General features: G+C 40.3%; 11 protein-coding genes. 8 read left to right on the top strand and 3 right to left on the bottom strand.

Annotated features, from left to right (window positions below):
* Positions 1-7: 7 nt before the first annotated feature.
* Positions 8-388 carry a dihydroneopterin aldolase gene (gene folB, locus C1A47_RS03020; RefSeq protein ID WP_111892310.1) on the top strand — a complete coding sequence of 127 codons (381 nt, stop codon included), beginning with the start codon at positions 8-10 and terminating at the stop codon, positions 386-388.
* Entirely contained in the window at positions 345-815 is a 471-nt protein-coding gene (locus tag C1A47_RS03015) for a 2-amino-4-hydroxy-6-hydroxymethyldihydropteridine diphosphokinase (RefSeq protein ID WP_111892308.1), read from the top strand. The genes folB and C1A47_RS03015 overlap by 44 nt, the downstream gene beginning before the upstream one ends.
* 57 nt (positions 816-872) lie before the next feature.
* Here C1A47_RS03015 and coq7 read toward each other — a convergent pair whose 3' ends face one another.
* Both coq7 and C1A47_RS03005 read right to left on the bottom strand, forming a co-directional pair.
* Complete coding sequence (gene coq7 / locus C1A47_RS03010; protein ID WP_111892306.1) at positions 873-1,508, bottom strand: 2-polyprenyl-3-methyl-6-methoxy-1,4-benzoquinone monooxygenase; 636 nt, start codon at positions 1,506-1,508, stop codon at positions 873-875.
* 3 nt (positions 1,509-1,511) lie between these two features.
* Entirely contained in the window at positions 1,512-2,828 is a 1,317-nt protein-coding gene (locus C1A47_RS03005) for an MFS transporter (RefSeq protein WP_111892304.1), read from the bottom strand.
* 140 nt (positions 2,829-2,968) lie between these two features.
* Between C1A47_RS03005 and C1A47_RS03000 the strand changes: the two genes are divergently transcribed.
* From C1A47_RS03000 to C1A47_RS02975, 6 genes are all read left to right on the top strand, one after another.
* The gene (locus C1A47_RS03000; protein WP_111892302.1) at positions 2,969-5,629 is read left to right on the top strand and encodes an autotransporter assembly complex protein TamA; all 2,661 of its coding nucleotides are present in this window, start codon (positions 2,969-2,971) and stop codon (positions 5,627-5,629) included.
* A gap of 15 nt (positions 5,630-5,644) precedes the next feature.
* Complete coding sequence (locus C1A47_RS02995) at positions 5,645-10,153, top strand: translocation/assembly module TamB domain-containing protein (RefSeq protein ID WP_111892300.1); 4,509 nt, start codon at positions 5,645-5,647, stop codon at positions 10,151-10,153.
* Between the two features lie 25 nt (positions 10,154-10,178).
* A complete protein-coding gene (locus C1A47_RS02990; RefSeq protein WP_111892298.1) occupies positions 10,179-10,523 on the top strand; it encodes a lipoprotein in 345 nt (114 codons plus the stop codon).
* A gap of 438 nt (positions 10,524-10,961) precedes the next feature.
* A complete protein-coding gene (locus C1A47_RS02985; RefSeq protein WP_111892296.1) occupies positions 10,962-13,601 on the top strand; it encodes a bifunctional aconitate hydratase 2/2-methylisocitrate dehydratase in 2,640 nt (879 codons plus the stop codon).
* A gap of 64 nt (positions 13,602-13,665) precedes the next feature.
* Positions 13,666-14,394, top strand: coding sequence for a hypothetical protein (locus C1A47_RS02980; RefSeq protein ID WP_111892294.1), 729 nt, complete (start codon positions 13,666-13,668; stop codon positions 14,392-14,394).
* A gap of 399 nt (positions 14,395-14,793) precedes the next feature.
* Positions 14,794-15,015, top strand: coding sequence for a hypothetical protein (locus C1A47_RS02975; RefSeq protein ID WP_111892292.1), 222 nt, complete (start codon positions 14,794-14,796; stop codon positions 15,013-15,015).
* Positions 15,016-15,244: 229 nt separating this feature from the next.
* Here C1A47_RS02975 and C1A47_RS02970 read toward each other — a convergent pair whose 3' ends face one another.
* Entirely contained in the window at positions 15,245-16,525 is a 1,281-nt protein-coding gene (locus tag C1A47_RS02970) for a sigma-54 interaction domain-containing protein (protein ID WP_111892290.1), read from the bottom strand.
* Between the last annotated feature and the right edge of the window lie 59 nt (positions 16,526-16,584).

Here is a 16,584-nt window from a genome sequence, read left to right as displayed (position 1 = left end):
AAAATGTATGGATGCCATTATTATTGAAGGCTTAAAAGTGGATACCGTGGTGGGGTGTTTTGCGTGGGAACGTCAAATTCATCAACCACTCATGTTGGATTTAACGATTCAGCATGATTTGTCTAAAGCTGCACAGTCCGATGATTTGCAAGACACCATTAACTATGCTCAAATTTGTGAGTTGAGTGCTGAAGTCATTCAGACGGCTCAACCCAAATTAATTGAGCATGCCGCGCAGCTTGTGATGCAGCGCCTATTTCAAGAGTTTGATGGAATTGAGACCATTACACTCACTATTCGTAAGCCTGCGATTATCGCGCAAGCCAATTCTGTAGGAATTCGTCTTGAACGCCAACGAAACGATTTTTGCGCTCGCACTGGCGAGTAATTTTGAGCCTGAGCCGCATTTGGCTTGGGCAATTCAGCAATTAGCGACTTTAGGATCGCTAGAGTTGTCACATGTTTATCTGATTCCATGTCGGGACGGGGTGGGCGCAGATTACTTAAACTGTGCCTGCGTGCTGCGTAGTCATTTATCTAGTTCTGAAATGTTAGACCTCTTAAAAGATTTGGAGCATCAGGCGGGACGAGTACGTCCATCTCATAAAATTTCATTGGATATCGACCTGATTGCTTTTGGGCAAAATTTATCTGATTTACAGCTGAATCAGAAGAAAATGCCTTTTGCACTCGATGTCAAAATTCCAATGTATGAACTGATCGCCAGTGATGATTTTGCTTATTCGGAACAGGTTGATTACCCAAAGATTCGTTTAGCGTTAAAAAAGTCTGATCGTGCAGTTGCTACATCATAAAATCAAAAGCCAAGTTTAAACTTGGCTTTTTTTGATCTTTAAATTTCTATTTTTAGATTAAATATAATAACTGGTTTTGGTCATGAGCTTAGAAATCGCTGTCATGGTGATCCGCACAGGAAATGGCAAATCAACACCGCCAGCGTGCAATGCTGTATCCCGATGATGTAACTCATCTTCATTCATTTGTTCTAAGATTTTACGTGAACGATCATCTTGCTGAGGAAGTTGGCTTAAGTGGTCATTGAGATGCAAGCTAACTTGACGTTCCGTTTCTGCAACGAAACCAAGACTGTATTGATCTCCTGCAATACCTGCTGCTGCACCCATTGCAAAAGAAAGTGCATACCAAACAGGGTTTAAAATACTTGGAACACTATCCAATTCTTTTAAGCGGTCTTCACACCAAGCCAAGTGGTCTTGTTCTTCAATAGCAGCCTGTTCCATTTCACGGCGGACATTGGGAAGTTTTGCGGTTAACGCTTGTCCATGATACAGCGCTTGAGCGCAAACCTCGCCACTGTGATTGACGCGCATTAAGCCTGCAACATGGCGGGCTTCGCTGACAGACAAGGGTGCAGATGTAGTTTGTGCTGGATTCTCTCGATGAGCTGAAGTTGCTCCGGGTACTAAACTGCGTAAACCTTGGTCAAAAGACTGAATAAGACGATCAATGCCTGAATAATGACGCATAACTTAATCCTCTAAAGCATTGTGTGTGCGATCTAGTAATGGTTTTAATTTCAATAATAAACCAATGCAGAAGATAGCACTAAATACGGCGGTAATGCAGAATAAAATTTGCATGTCGAGCTGCAACACACTTAAAACTAAAATTGAAAAAATAGCCGAAGCCACCATAAAAATCGCATTAAAGATATTATTTGCAGCAACGACTCGTGCGCGATGTGAAGCAGGCGAATAAGCTTGCATCATGGCATATAGCGGCACGATATAAAATCCGCCACTAATACCAAGCAAAATAATTGCAAGCATGACGTGGTAGTAGACAGCCCCATCTGTAAACATGTTACTGACAGAAAGCAAAGTGTTATGCGTCGGGAGTTGGTACATTGCCCAAACTAAATAAAAAGCAAATACAGTTAAGCCAATTGCACCGACAGGTACCATCTTGATATTGACTTCAGTACCGCCAATCTTGCGGCAGAGTAAAGATCCGACACCAATACCCACCGAAAAAAAGGTCAGTAACAGACTGGCGACATTTTCAGAAGCGTATAAATATTTATGTGTGAGTTCAGGAATTTGCGTCAGATAGGATGCACCATAAAACCAGTACCAAGAATTTCCCATTAAAATCAGAAAAATAATTGAGTTATCTTTTGCGTATTGTATGGTTTGCCAACTGGTACGAAAAAAATTCCAGTCAATTTTGAGATCGGGGGCACTAATACGCTGCTTAAGAATAAAACGGCTCGACAGATAACCTGAAAATGCAATGATGAGAATCGTTAAACAAATCCAAATCATGGTTTCATGCGAAATGGAAATGATCGCACCGCCTAAAATCATGCCGAACAGAATAGCAAGAGAAGTGCCTGTTTGAAATAAGGCATTGCCTGACATTAATTCATTAGAATGAAGTATTTCAGGTAAGATGGCATATTTAATTGGGCCGAAAAAGGTTGAATGAACCCCCATCAGAAAAAGTGCGACGAGTAACAACCAGATTTGCCCGAGCAGAAAACCAGCACTACCAATCGACATGATAATAATTTCTAAAATTTTAATGCCGCGAACCAGTTGGGAACGTTCAAATCGATCAGCAATTTGCCCTGCTGTGGCAGAAAATACAAAATAAGGTGCGATAAAGAGTAACGCTGCTAAATTGTTGAGGGTGCTGACATTGCCTGAGCCATGCTGAATCAGGCCATATGTGATGACCAGTAACAAAGCCTGCTTGTAAACATTGTCATTCAATGCCCCAAAGAACTGGGTGAGAAATATCGGCAGAAAACGACGTGAAGCGAGTAGATTTTGTGTTTTTTCCATTCGTTCTGCACTCTAATTTAATGGAGAATTGTTAGTGGGGAGTATCTCATAAATAAAATCATGTATGATACAACTGACATTGAACAGTGATACTGTTTAAGTGAAATTTGTTCTTTAAAATAACAATGGTTGTTGTTTTTATGCATGTTCGCACACACTTTCGAAAAACAGTTTTAGTCGAAAATTTACAAGCGATTCTAAAAATAAACCAAATGCATAAATTTGTTTGTGCCAGTCTGCTCTATGGTTTTTGCCAGCACGCTGCTTGGGCAGAAGATACGACAGCAACGAATAGTCAAAATACAACTACAGTGACTACAAACGATATTAAAAAAGATCCATCTTCAACGAATGAAGATAGTCTACAGATGCTGCAAGAACAGCAAAAAAACTCCAATCTTACGGATTTTAAACCAATTAGTTTTGATGATCTGGAAAAAATGCCAACCACCAGCATTGATATGTCCATGGTCAGTGAAATTGAAAAAGAAGCAGAACAAGCGAAACAAGCAGCACAAGCTTCTAGATCTGCATCAAATGAGCCTGTTAAGTCTAGCCAGCAAGTCGCAGAAACTGCACATCAGGTCAATGAACTACAACGGTCCCCTGTTGATGTAGATCAATTGATGCAGAAGATTCAATCTGACCAAAATACAACGACAACAGCGGATAATTCGAATAAAACAGATGTTAACGATCAAGCTTTTGAATTGACAAAAGTGAGTACGGGAAAAACAAAACCAAAGAGTTTTTGGCAAAAAACGGTTGCGAAAATCAAACCTAAAAAAGACTCAAAAAATGTATCGATTCCAAAAATTTCAGTCACAGTCAATGGTGCTCCTAAAGCATTACAGGAAAATATTAAAAATAAGCTGGCGACATTTACTGTAGAGGCTTATTCAGATTACAACTCGGCTTTGCCACAATTACGAGCTATGGCAACACAAGCTGCACAAGCCATGGGCTATTACAATGCTAAATTTAAATTTAGCAAGACTGGAAGTGAACATGTCACTGTTCAAGTGACACCAAATGATCCTGTCAAAGTAGAAACACAAAATATCGAGTTTTCGGGAGCAGGTAAAAATAACCCGCAATTTCAGGTGATTCGCTTAATTCCTGATTTGGATGTCGGCAGTATTTTTAATCATGGGTTATATGAACAAACGAAAACCCGAATTACAGATGCGGCAACTGAAAATGGTTTTTTTGATGCCTACTGGCGCTTGCATGATGTCAAAGTTCAATTGCCAGACAATAAAGCCGATATCAACCTGCGTTATGAAACGGGTGAGCGATATAAGCTTTCGAATGTTGAGTTTCGGATGAGCGATCCAACGAAACCATTGCCACTTAAATTAAAAGTTTTACAAAGTATGGTGCCGTGGAAAAGTGGTGATGATTATACCTTTTGGCGTGTGAATACTTTAGCAAACAATCTGACCAATTCACGGTACTTTAACTGGAGTCTTGTGGACAGTATTAAACCTGATCCAATTGTTAAGCCACTCGAATTGGCACCCGATATTCAGAAACTGGTTGATGAGCAAAAACTTCAAGAAATCGAAGCAGTCCAACAGTCACAGGATAAAGCCACAAAACGTGCGAATTATTCGAGTAAAGAAGTGACACAAAATGTCGTGAATGAAGACCAGTTTGCTGGTGGAGATCATGTACATGACAATACAGCTGCACAGAGCCAAGCCGAGAAAAAATCTGAAACAGAGCTATTGAAAGATAAGGCACGTGCAGAAAAAACGATTCCTGTTATTGTGACGCTAAATACCGATAAGCTAAATAGTGCTGAATTGGGTGTGGGCTGGGGGACAGACACAGGGCCACGTGTCCGTGCTCAATATCGCCGTGCGATTGTAAACAGCTCTGGGCACTCGTTTGATGCAAACATGGAAGTGTCACAAATCACTCAGTCGATTGATACACGCTATAGTATTCCCAATAAAGATCCACTCAATGACTATTTCAGTCTGATCGGTGGATTTGAGCGGGAAAAGTTTAATGGTGTAGGGCCTGGAATGAGTCTTACAACGGAATCGGCGGTCATGGGTGCAGAACACCTGATAAAAAACCCATATGGAAATTGGCAACAGACCTATGGTGTGCGTTATCGACTGGATCAGATTCATCAAATTGGGGAAGTCGATACTGCTGATGTGCCTGATGCATTTTTGAAACCAGGCTCTAATCCTCAGCAACAAGCCTTATTACTTGGTTACCAAATTGGACGGACGGATAGTAATAATACTGTTAATCCAACTAAAGGTTTTAAGCAGACTTATAAAATTCAACTAGGTTCAAAATCTGTGATTTCAGATGCCAATATGGCGATTGCTAATGCAGATTGGACTTTTGTTTATTCTCTGGGTGAAAATTATAATCATCAATTCGTTGGTGGTTTACATTTGGGTTATATTTTTACAGATGACTTCGCTAATGTTCCATACAACCTGCGTTTTTTTGCAGGTGGAGATCAGAGTATTCGCGGGTTTGATTATAAAAGTCTGTCACCTACAGAAAATGGCTACAAAATCGGTGGACAGGCACTTGCTGTTGGCTCTTTAGAGTATAACTATCAATTTAAGGAAGGCTGGCGCGCTGCGATTTTTTCTGATGTAGGAAATGCCTACGATAAGAGTTTTTCAAATTCAACTGCATATAGCGTGGGTGTGGGAATTCGCTGGCAATCCCCAATTGGCCCAATTCGCTTAGATGTGGCTTCAGGACTTTCTGATCCAAATCATCCAATTCGTTTACATTTCTTTATTGGCTCACAATTACAATAAGGCTTTTCAATCCACATGACTGAACAACAACAGCAACCTGATCCATCTTTAGCTTTGCAACCGAAACGCCGTATCTGGCGTACCGTAGTGTTGAGCTTTTTAGGCATATTGTTGTTGATGTTTGTTGCGCTAGCTGTAATGTTCTCAACCGATCGCGGTAGTCAGTTTTTACTTGATCGGGTTTTACAAAGCCAGAAAATGATTCGTTATGAATACGAAGGTGGTAATTTCCTAAACGGATTAACCCTGCGTAAGATGGATATTAATATTGGTGGCATTGAAATTAAAGTCAAACGTGCCAAAGTGGTGATTGGCTGGCGAGCCATTGTTGAAAAAGAATTGCATTTTAGCCATGCAGAAGTTCAGTCACTTGAAATTATTGATCAAAGACCACCAAGTAATCAGCCATTTAAATTTAATCAAATTAAGTTGCCCTTTACTTTGCGACTCGATGCAGCAACTTTGGATCATTTGCAGATCCGAGTTAGAACCACAGTCGTGAATTTTTATGATCTTAAATTGCATAAGGCGCTATGGTCAGGGACTGAATTAAAATTTAAAGATTCAAGTTTTGATATGGGATATTTGAATGTCAAACAAGCTTCTGGACAAATGAAGTTTGAGCAGAAATATCCATTACAAGCGGTAGGTAAGTTAAATATTCCTGCATTGCATGTTTTAAATATTCATGACATTACCGTACACGTAGGTGGGACGCTCGATACGATTACAGCTGGAGCTGCAACGCGTACACCAGATTTATTGTCTGCCCGAATGATGATTCAGCCATTACACCCACACGTACCGATGCGTGGGCAGGTGAATCTAAAAAATTATTACTGGCCACTGATGACCGCTCAGAAACTCTGGTCAAAATCAGGTGTAGCGAAAGTTGATGGGACTGCATCGGGAATGAATATTCACGTCAACACAGATTTACGCGGAAAAGATGTTCCTGAAGGTAATTATCAAGTCGAGATGTTTACCGACTATGTTCACCAATTAGACATCAGTAAGTTCGATGGTCAGGTGATGCAAGGTAATGTCAATGCGACAGGTTTAGTTAACTGGCAGCATAAAGTCTTCTGGCAAGCACAAGGTCGTATGCAAGGCATGCAACCGAAAGATAAACTTGTTCCAGCCAGTATTCGTGACTTTTTACCACCCAATATGGATGGGGAGTTAGCATCTACAGGGAAGCTTGATCAAGGCTTGCATGTCACTGGAGCTGTCAAGTTTGATAAATATGAAACCTGGAATTTGAAACTTGATCAGGCTGAAGAAAAGAACAAAAAAGTTCAGCCCATGTTGATTAATCTTGGCTGGCAGAATATCAACCGTTCAATGCCTTATATTGGCTGGTTAAATAGTCCATCTGGCCATGTTGATATCAAGTTGCAACAGGGACAGGATGATATTTTAGTTTCCACACAGGTGACTAAACACGAGCAAGGCTTATTGCCAACGGGGCAATATCAGGCAAAGCTCAATTTCAAAAAACAGGATTTGAATATTCCTGAATTTAAATATGTAACCCCAGAAGGTGGTTTGACAGGGCATGCTGTTTTACAGTTACCAACCGATAAGCGCCAGTTTAAATGGAATGCAGTTGTCGCAGCTAAAAACTTTAATCCACAAACTGTGGTCGATGCTGCGCCAGTGAATTTGCTCAATGGGCAGCTGAATGCCAATGGCTATGCCAATAAAAATCAACAGATTATGGAATTCAAAAATGTTGATTTAACCGGCCAGTTGGCAGATCAGGGTCAGGACAAAGTTCATTTGACAGGATCATCGACAGTTGCAGTTATTCTGAATGATGAAAAATCAGGTGGAGGTCTAAAAGGCTATGCAGTTCGTTATCATGGTGCATTGCAATCGAGTCGCGTACCGAATAGCTCAGGTAATCTAGATCTTGATTTATCTGGAACTTCAGATTTTATCAAAATTGCAAAACTCAGCCATGATGGAGCCGCAGGTAAAATCTTGGCTGATGGTCTAGTCAGTTTTAAAAATGGTATTGTGTGGAAAATTAATGCTGCTCTCGTCCATTTTAAACCTCAGTACTTTATTAGTGGCTTAAATGGTGAAATTTCTGGTGTAGTTAAATCTGAAGGCTTATGGTCTGATGCTCTTAAACGTATCAGTATTCAGCAATTGAATTTAGCAGGAATGATTAATCATCAGGTTGTGCGTGGTAAAGGCAACCTTGCGGTTGTTGTGAACAGCAATCAGAAAGGTTTGGTACCACAACAGTTTGAGGCGAATAACCTGTTTTTAGCCTATGCAGGTAATCAGGTTCAGGCGACAGGTAATGCTCAAAACTTACACCTGCAAATTAATGCACCTGCTTTATATGCAATTTACTCAGGATTACGTGGTAAAGCATATGGTTACTTAGATATGCAAACCCGTCCGCATGTTAAAGCAACCGCCAATATCGCTGTTGATAATTTTGCCTTTAAGGACTTACTCAGCATTCAGAAATTAAGGGTACGTGGTGAATTGCCAACCTCGGAAAATGTACCGAGTATGCTCAAGGCGGAAATGACTAATTTACGCCGTGGTAACCGCCAAATTCAATATGGCGCAATGACCATTGCAGGGACACGTAAAGCACATGTGCTGCAAGTACAGGGTTGGAATAGTTATTCTAAATTTTATGTACAACTTGCAGGTGGTTTTAATCCAAATAATGATTGGTCAGGGCAGATTCAGCGGGGAACTTTTGACTCGGTTCGTGCGGTATTGACTCAACAGCAAAATGCTAATGTGATCTACCATAGTGCGACACATCAGCTTTATATTGGGCAACATTGTTGGTCAAGCAAGCAGAGCCAGTTGTGTTTTGATCAGCCAGTTCAGATTAGTCCGAATGCTGGTAATATTTCCTTTGTTGCAAGCAACTTAAATTTAAATGATTTTTCTGCATTTATGCCTGATGGTTTTGCCATGACAGGTCAGTTGAATGGTTATGCTAAGGCTTCTTGGGCACAAGGTAAACGACCCAATATTGATGCCAAGCTCATTACTCAAAATGGGCAGATTGGTGTCACAGCAGATGATCCTGATGATCCTGCAACCACAACCAGTTATCAGCAATTGAGTCTGATTGCCAAAAGTGTAACCCAAGGCTTGCTGTTGCGTTTAGACGTTAAGACTGAAAATATCGGTACTGGCTATGCCAATGTGGTGGTTGATCCATATAAGTCTGACTTCCCGATGCAGGGCGAAATCGCCTTTGATCAGGTAGATCTTAAATTTCTAAAACCATTTGTACAGGATATCCGCTCAATCGGGGGTACTTTGGCATTTGCAGGGAAAGTCAATGGAACGTTGACCAAGCCATTATTAACGGGTGATCTTCGCCTAAAAAATGGTTCACTCAGTTTGGTTTCTGTTCCTGTAAATATTCATAATTTACAAGTCTATTCTGCAATTCGTCAAAATCATGCATCGATTCAAGGCGGATTTAACAGTGGTAAGGGTGTCGGTAAAATTGATGGTCAAGTTGATTGGACAGGCGAACCGCATGTTCAGTTTAACTTCACAGGGGATAAGCTCCTCATTCGCCAAGCACCTTTATTAACTGCTGTAATTGACACCAATATTGCTGTCGATATGCTTCCGCTCCAGAAAAGTGTCACTGTAAAAGGTAAAGTCGATATTCCGCGTGCATTGATCAATATGCCAGAGTCGAGTGCGAATGTTGTTAACGTTTCTCCTGACGTGCGTGTACTTAAAGCTGGGCAAGATGCATTACAGGTATTACGACAGTCTAAGCCTTGGAAAATTCAGGCGGATGTCGATTTATCACTGGGAGATAAAGTCATCTTCCAAGGCTTTAATAGTCGAATTCCGTTGGTTGGTCGTTTATATCTGACTCAGCGTGGTCTTGAAACGGCCATGAATGCCAATGGTGCAATTGGGGTGAGCCAAAAAGTAAAAATTGAACCTTATGGACAAACACTGGATTTGAATCGGGCGATTATTCGTTTCAATGGGCCAGTGGGCAATCCAACTTTAGATATTGACACGACCAAAAACATTTCAGGAACAACAGTGGGGGTGCGTATTTCGGGTACGGCATCTTCACCAAACATTCAAGTGTATAATGATGGGGGGCTGTCCGAACAGGAAGCACTTAATGCCTTACTTTCTGGGCGTATCAATGAAGGTAGCTCCAGTTTAAACCAGACCACGACTTTTAAATCGGATGTAAACAACACCCTAGCAGCGGCTGGTATCAGTTTAGGCTTGGGAGGGACACGTGCCTTTACCAATCAGATTGGACGAACATTTGGATTAAGTGGATTGGCTTTAGACGCAGAAGGTACAGGTGATGATACTCAGGTCAGTGTGACTGGATATTTAACCCCTGATCTATATTTACGTTATGGTGTAGGTGTCTTTACAAACGTAAACAAGTTGACTTTACGTTATCAAATGAACAAACGCATGTATTTAGAGGCGAGTCAATCGGTAGAGCGTGCGATGGATGTTTTCTATAATTGGCGCTTTTAATTTTAAACTTTGGAGTATTGATTGAATGAAGAAAATTTTACTGTTAGCGATGTCAGCATTGGCTTTGGCTGGTTGTAGTAAGCCGAAAGAATTATCTCCCCAAGAGGCATGGCAAAAATTTTGTTCAGTCATTCCAAGTGCTGCCAACAATATTATGACGGATCGTCAGCAAGGCATTAAAGAAGAAGATGCTTTAAAACATGCGCAACAAGTGCCAGATAAGCATGCGCAAGAGTACCTTGAATCTTTGATTAAAGAAGCCTATAAACTGCCAATTTATCAGAATATGGCAGCTCGTCAAAAAGCAATGGATGACTTTAGCAAAGGCCGTGATCAAGAGTGTTTAAAGCAAACTGCTGAGAATAAATAGCCTAAGAAACTAATGAAAAAGTGAAGGTTTTGACCATCATTTTTCTAATAAATATCTAGAGTGAATTGGTTGATGATATTTTTTCTCATTAACCAATTTATTTTATTCATAAAATTTCTTAAATCTGTCATTTGTTTCCACTAAGGTGGAATAGGTGATATATCGGGAATCTGCCAATATCCTGATGTTTTTACATGATTTCTCAAGGATTGAATGATAGAAGTCATGCGAAAGATAAAGCGTTAAGCAGGAAATTTGCCGTTTAGGTTTTTTTGACTGTACTATTTCGTCAGAAAATAATGACCATTAAAAACTAATAGGCTGTCTGCATTAACTTTTTACAGGAAGTTTAGTAGAATTTTGCTGTCCACATTACTTATGAAGCTTTAGGAAAAGCTGGAATTCATAAGTAATTTTTTAAAAAAGAGGAATAACACCGTGCTAGAAGCTTACCGCCAACACGTTGAAGAACGTGCCGCACTCGGAGTCCCACCGAAGCCACTTGATGACGCTCAAACTGCTGCATTAGTCGAATTATTAAAAAATCCGCCAGCAGGTGAAGAAGCGTTTCTTGTTGACTTGCTTGAAAATCGCGTTCCAGCAGGTGTTGACCAAGCAGCTTATGTAAAAGCGGCTTTCTTGGCAGCTCTTGCAAAGGGCGAAGCGACTTCTCCACTAGTTTCTAAAGAACGTGCGGTTTACTTACTAGGTACTATGCTTGGTGGTTATAACGTTGCACCTTTAGTTGAACTTTTAGACGATGCTGAATTGGCAAGCTTAGCTGCTGACGCATTGAAAAAAACATTACTTGTATTTGATGCATTCCATGACGTTGCTGACAAAGCGAAAGCGGGCAATGCAAATGCACAAGCAGTTCTTCAATCTTGGGCTGATGCTGAATGGTTCACTAGCCGTAAAGACGTTCCTGAAGAAATCAAACTTACAGTATTCAAAGTAACTGGCGAAACTAACACAGACGACTTGTCACCTGCACAAGACGCTTGGAGCCGTCCAGACATTCCATTGCACGCAAATGCAATGCTTAAAAACGAACGTGATGGCATTAACCCTGAAAAACAAGGTGAAGTTGGTCCATTAAGCCAAATCAAAGAATTGATCGCGAAAGGCAACCAAGTTGCTTACGTGGGTGACGTTGTTGGTACAGGTTCTTCTCGTAAATCTGCAACTAACTCTGTGCTTTGGTTCTTCGGTGACGAAATCGCGCACATTCCGAATAAAAAAGACGGTGGTTACTGCTTAGGTTCTAAAATCGCTCCGATTTTCTTCAACACTATGGAAGACGCTGGTGCGTTACCTGTAGAGATTGACGTTGCGAACATGAACATGGGCGACGAAATCGTTCTTAAGATCGACCACGCTGCAGCTAAAGTAACTGCGTTCAAAAACGGCGAACAAATTGCTGAATCTGAACTTAAAACTCCAGTTCTTCTAGACGAAGTACGTGCTGGCGGTCGTATTAACTTGATCGTTGGTCGTGGTTTGACTGCTAAAGCGCGTGAAGCTTTAGGTCTTGCTCCATCTACATTGTTCCGTACTCCAGTACAACCTGCTGCAACTGGCAAAGGTTTCACTTTAGCTCAGAAGATGGTTGGTCGTGCTTGTGGTCTTCCAGAAGGTCAAGGTGTAATTCCGGGTACTTACTGTGAACCTAAAATGACAACTGTAGGTTCTCAAGACACCACTGGTCCTATGACTCGTGACGAGTTAAAAGACTTGGCTTGCTTGGGCTTCTCTGCTGACTTAGTCATGCAGTCTTTCTGTCACACTGCGGCATATCCAAAGCCAGTTGACGTACAAATGCAACACACGCTTCCTGACTTCATCATGAACCGTGGTGGTGTTTCTTTACGTCCAGGTGACGGTATTATCCACTCTTGGTTAAACCGTATGCTTCTTCCAGATACTGTTGGTACTGGTGGTGACTCACATACTCGTTTCCCAATTGGTATTTCATTCCCAGCGGGTTCTGGTCTAGTGGCGTTTGCTGCTGCAACTGGCGTTATGCCACTTGACATGCCAGAGTCAGTTCTTGTGAAGTTTAAAGGTAAAATGCAACCTGGTATCACTTTACGTGACCTTGTGCATGCAATTCCTTATGTTGCGATCCAAGAAGGCGACTTAACTGTAGAGAAGAAAGGTAAGAAAAACATCTTCTCTGGTCGTATCTTAGAAATCGACTTAACAGAAATGGAAACTGACTTGACTGTTGAGCAAGCATTCGAACTTTCTGATGCTTCTGCTGAACGTTCTGCTGCGGGTTGTGCGATTACGCTTTCTGAAGAGAAAGTTGCTGAATACCTACGTTCTAACATCACGATGCTTAAGTGGATGATTTCACAAGGCTATGGCGATGCTCGTACGATGGCGCGCCGTGTTGAGAACATGGAGAAATGGTTGGCTAATCCATCACTTCTTAAAGCTGATGCTGATGCTGAATACACGAAAGTGTACGAAATCGACCTTGCTACAATTACTGAACCAGTACTTTGCTGCCCGAACGATCCAGATGATGCAAAACTTCTTTCTGACGTTCAAGGTGCAAAAATTGATGAAGTATTCATCGGTTCTTGTATGACGAACATTGGTCACTTCCGTGCAGCGGGTAAATTACTTGATAAAGTACCAAGCGGTTCATTGTCTACTCGTTTATGGTTGGCTCCACCAACTCGTATGGACGAGCATCAATTGATGGAAGAAGGCTTCTATAACACTTATGGTAAAGCTGGTGCACGTACAGAAATGCCAGGTTGTTCACTTTGCATGGGTAACCAAGCACGTGTAGCGCCAAACACAACTGTTGTGTCTACGTCTACTCGTAACTTCCCGAACCGTTTGGGTCAAGGTGCGAACGTTTACCTTGCTTCTGCTGAGCTTGCTTCTGTTGCTGCGGTACTTGGTAAATTACCAACGCCTGCTGAATACCAAGAATATGCTGATCAAATCGACAGCATGTCTGCTGACATCTACAAGTATTTAAGCTTCGACAAAATCGAAGACTATACAAATGCTGCAGGTTCTGTAGATACTAAGAAAATTGCTGCTGCTCAGTTAACCTAATTTATTGAAAAATAGATTTAATTGAGTGAAGATAAGGGCTGAGTAATCAGCCCTTATTTTTTATATGAATATCAATAATGAATTAAAATCTATCTATGAAGCAGTTTGGGATAATCTATTAAAAGATTTGTATGCTTTTGAGCATGCGAATGAATATACAGCACCATTATTATTAAAATTTCCAGATGACTACTTTAAATCTGAAAACAAAAGAATCATGTTTTTTGGGCAAGAGACAAGAGGGTGGCAAAATAAGATTGATAATGAATTACCATCAATTGAAAAAATTATGAATGGATATCAACGGTATTTCATTGAGAACAACATGAAATATCGTGATCAGAAAACTCAGAAAATGATCTCTCGTAGCTCATTTCGTTCTGGAATTATTAATTTAAGAAGAGGCTTAAAAAAGAGAAATCTATCTGTAGATTTAATATGGAATAATATTAATAAAATTGGTCGTCATGGTGAAAAGGTTGGTGTTAATTCAAGAGTCAGAGAAATTGAATTTGAAAAATTTAATGTAATTCCTCAGGAAGTCGAGTTACTTAGACCTAATTTTTTGATTTTTTTCACAGGTCCTTACAGAGATAAGGAAATTTTAAATAAGTTTCCAAACCTTACAATTGAAAAACATCTAAAATTTAGCTCTAAAGAATTAGTCTTGGTTAAGAATGTTGAAGGTGAAATTGTTGGTTTGAGAACTTATCATCCAAATTATTTAAAAGGTTTTTACTCGATGCTTGAGCCGCATTGTTTAGACATCATTACTGAAGTTTTAAAATCATGAAAATAGGTATCTTCTAGTGTTACCAAAATCAAGTCATCGGTATAGCCCATGACTCTAATCAATCAGACCAAGACCCACTTGGTCTGATTGATAGTTCTTATACACATGTTGAATATTGGGGAACTCTAAGGGATGTCATTCCTGAGCTTAGAAAGATCGAATATGAGGAAATTCCACGTGTGCGCGTAATTTATAATGCAGAAACAAGTAAATCCTATGCCTATATGGATACCAAACTTTTAAAAACTAATATAGCTAAAAAGTTGCTGATTATTTTGAGTGTGTGATCTGCATTATAAGACTTAGAGTTAATTGGGTTTTTAAATAATCTTTACAGTGTTTTCAATCAATTGTTTAATCCCCACATTGAAGAATGATTTAAAAAGTTGAACTATACAAATGCCCAAACAATCCCGATTCCTCTGCATCGGTGGTTTCCTTAACGGTTCTGCTGTAAAAGACCAAGGTGACAGCTTTGTTTGTCTCGAAAATGACAAACCAGTTACTTATCGAAAAATGGAAATATTCCATCAAGACTCATGGGATCATGATTACTACGTCTGTGAAACGATGACCGATCAGCAGGCTCGAAATTGGGTTTATGACATTGAGCCAAATTAAATGCCGATATTTTTCTTCAGAGTATAGAATTTGAAAGACAGGCAATAAAAAGCCCTGCTTTCGCAGGGCTAGTCGTATAGATATTTCTATACTCATATAAGGCTCATCTCATACTGCGCGTATTAAAGCATAAATCATGCAGCATTCATACTGATTAAAGCATTTTTCCTTTCATTCTCTTTGAGAAACAAAAAGGACTTATGAAAGAAGCCTATTACTGCTCTATTTTTTAAATATTCCATTTCTTTCGATAACGCCACAACGTAGTACGGCTGATATTTAATTCATCTGCAACTTTTTGTAAGTCCTTGCTATATTGCTCAAGCAAATGAGCCAATAATTCTTTGGTGATATTTTTGCTTGAAAGAGCATCGCTGATCAGTGCATCACCATGTTCAATATTTGAGATTTCATAGGGCAAATCATTAACATCAATATAATTTCGACCTTGAGACATGGTCAGGGCATAGAGCAAGGTGTTTTTCAGTTCACGAATATTCCCTGGCCAGTCGTATTGCAACATCACTTGCATTGCTCGATGTGTTAGCACAGGAGCAGATTGTCCTTGAAGTAGACTGTTATCTTGCAAGATTTTTTTAATAATCAGTGGAATATCGGTTTTACGTTCACGAAGTGGAGGTACAAAAATTGGAATCACGCGTAAGCGGTACAGCAAATCTTGACGGAAACGTCCCAAACGCGCTTCTTCACGTAAGGCACGATGCGTTGCTGCAATAATTCGGACATCACTTTTTAAGGTTTTTTCACCACCCAACTGTGTGTATTCACCTGTTTCCAGTACACGGAGTAACTTGGCTTGTAACTCCAGTGGAATTTCTGCCACTTCATCTAAAAACAATGTTCCGCCCGCAGCGCGTTCAAAAACCCCTTTATGGTCGCGGATTGCTCCAGTAAATGCGCCTTTGACATGTCCAAAAAGTTCACTTTCTAAAATATTGGCATTTAAGCTGGCACAGTTTACGGCAATAAATGGGCGGTTTCGGCGTTCGCTATAGTCATGAATCGCTTGCGCAACTAACTCTTTCCCACTCCCAGATTCACCACGAACCAGCACAGGAAACTGGGTAGATGCCACGCGTTGAATAATCGAGAACATCGCAAACATTTGTGGTGTTTGACTGTTAAATCGCTCAGCGAGTTCAAGCTCTGCCTGAGTCGGTTTTAATTGTGTTGTGGTTTCAAGTGTGTGAACTGTTGGGCAAGGTTGAAATAAATGGAGTTCACAGTTTTGTGTCGCAATTTCAACTCGGTGTTTCAGATAAAAACTATTGAGTTGATCTAGATAAATTTCCGAATGTGCTTCTTCATTTGGATGTGCAAGCACATATTCTAACTGGGCTTGTTGGTGTACATTAGGTGTATGGGTGCTTTGCCAAATCGCCTGTTGATGTTCATCCAACACAAAAATGCTGGCATGCTGAAATACACCTTGGAGTTGTTGAAAATAGGTTTGAGCAGATGCCAAAGTATCAAAAAGCAAACGATTCATAAGTTCTAATGTTTCAAATAATGTTTCAAATAGATGGTAATAAATTTCAAATGCAACAT

Origin of the sequence: Acinetobacter sp. MB5, from assembly GCF_003261585.1 — a bacterium.
Classification (GTDB): Bacteria; Pseudomonadota; Gammaproteobacteria; order Pseudomonadales; family Moraxellaceae; genus Acinetobacter.
The sequence above is the reverse complement of the archived record's forward strand: the minus strand, read 5'-3'. Positions and strand labels throughout refer to the sequence as shown.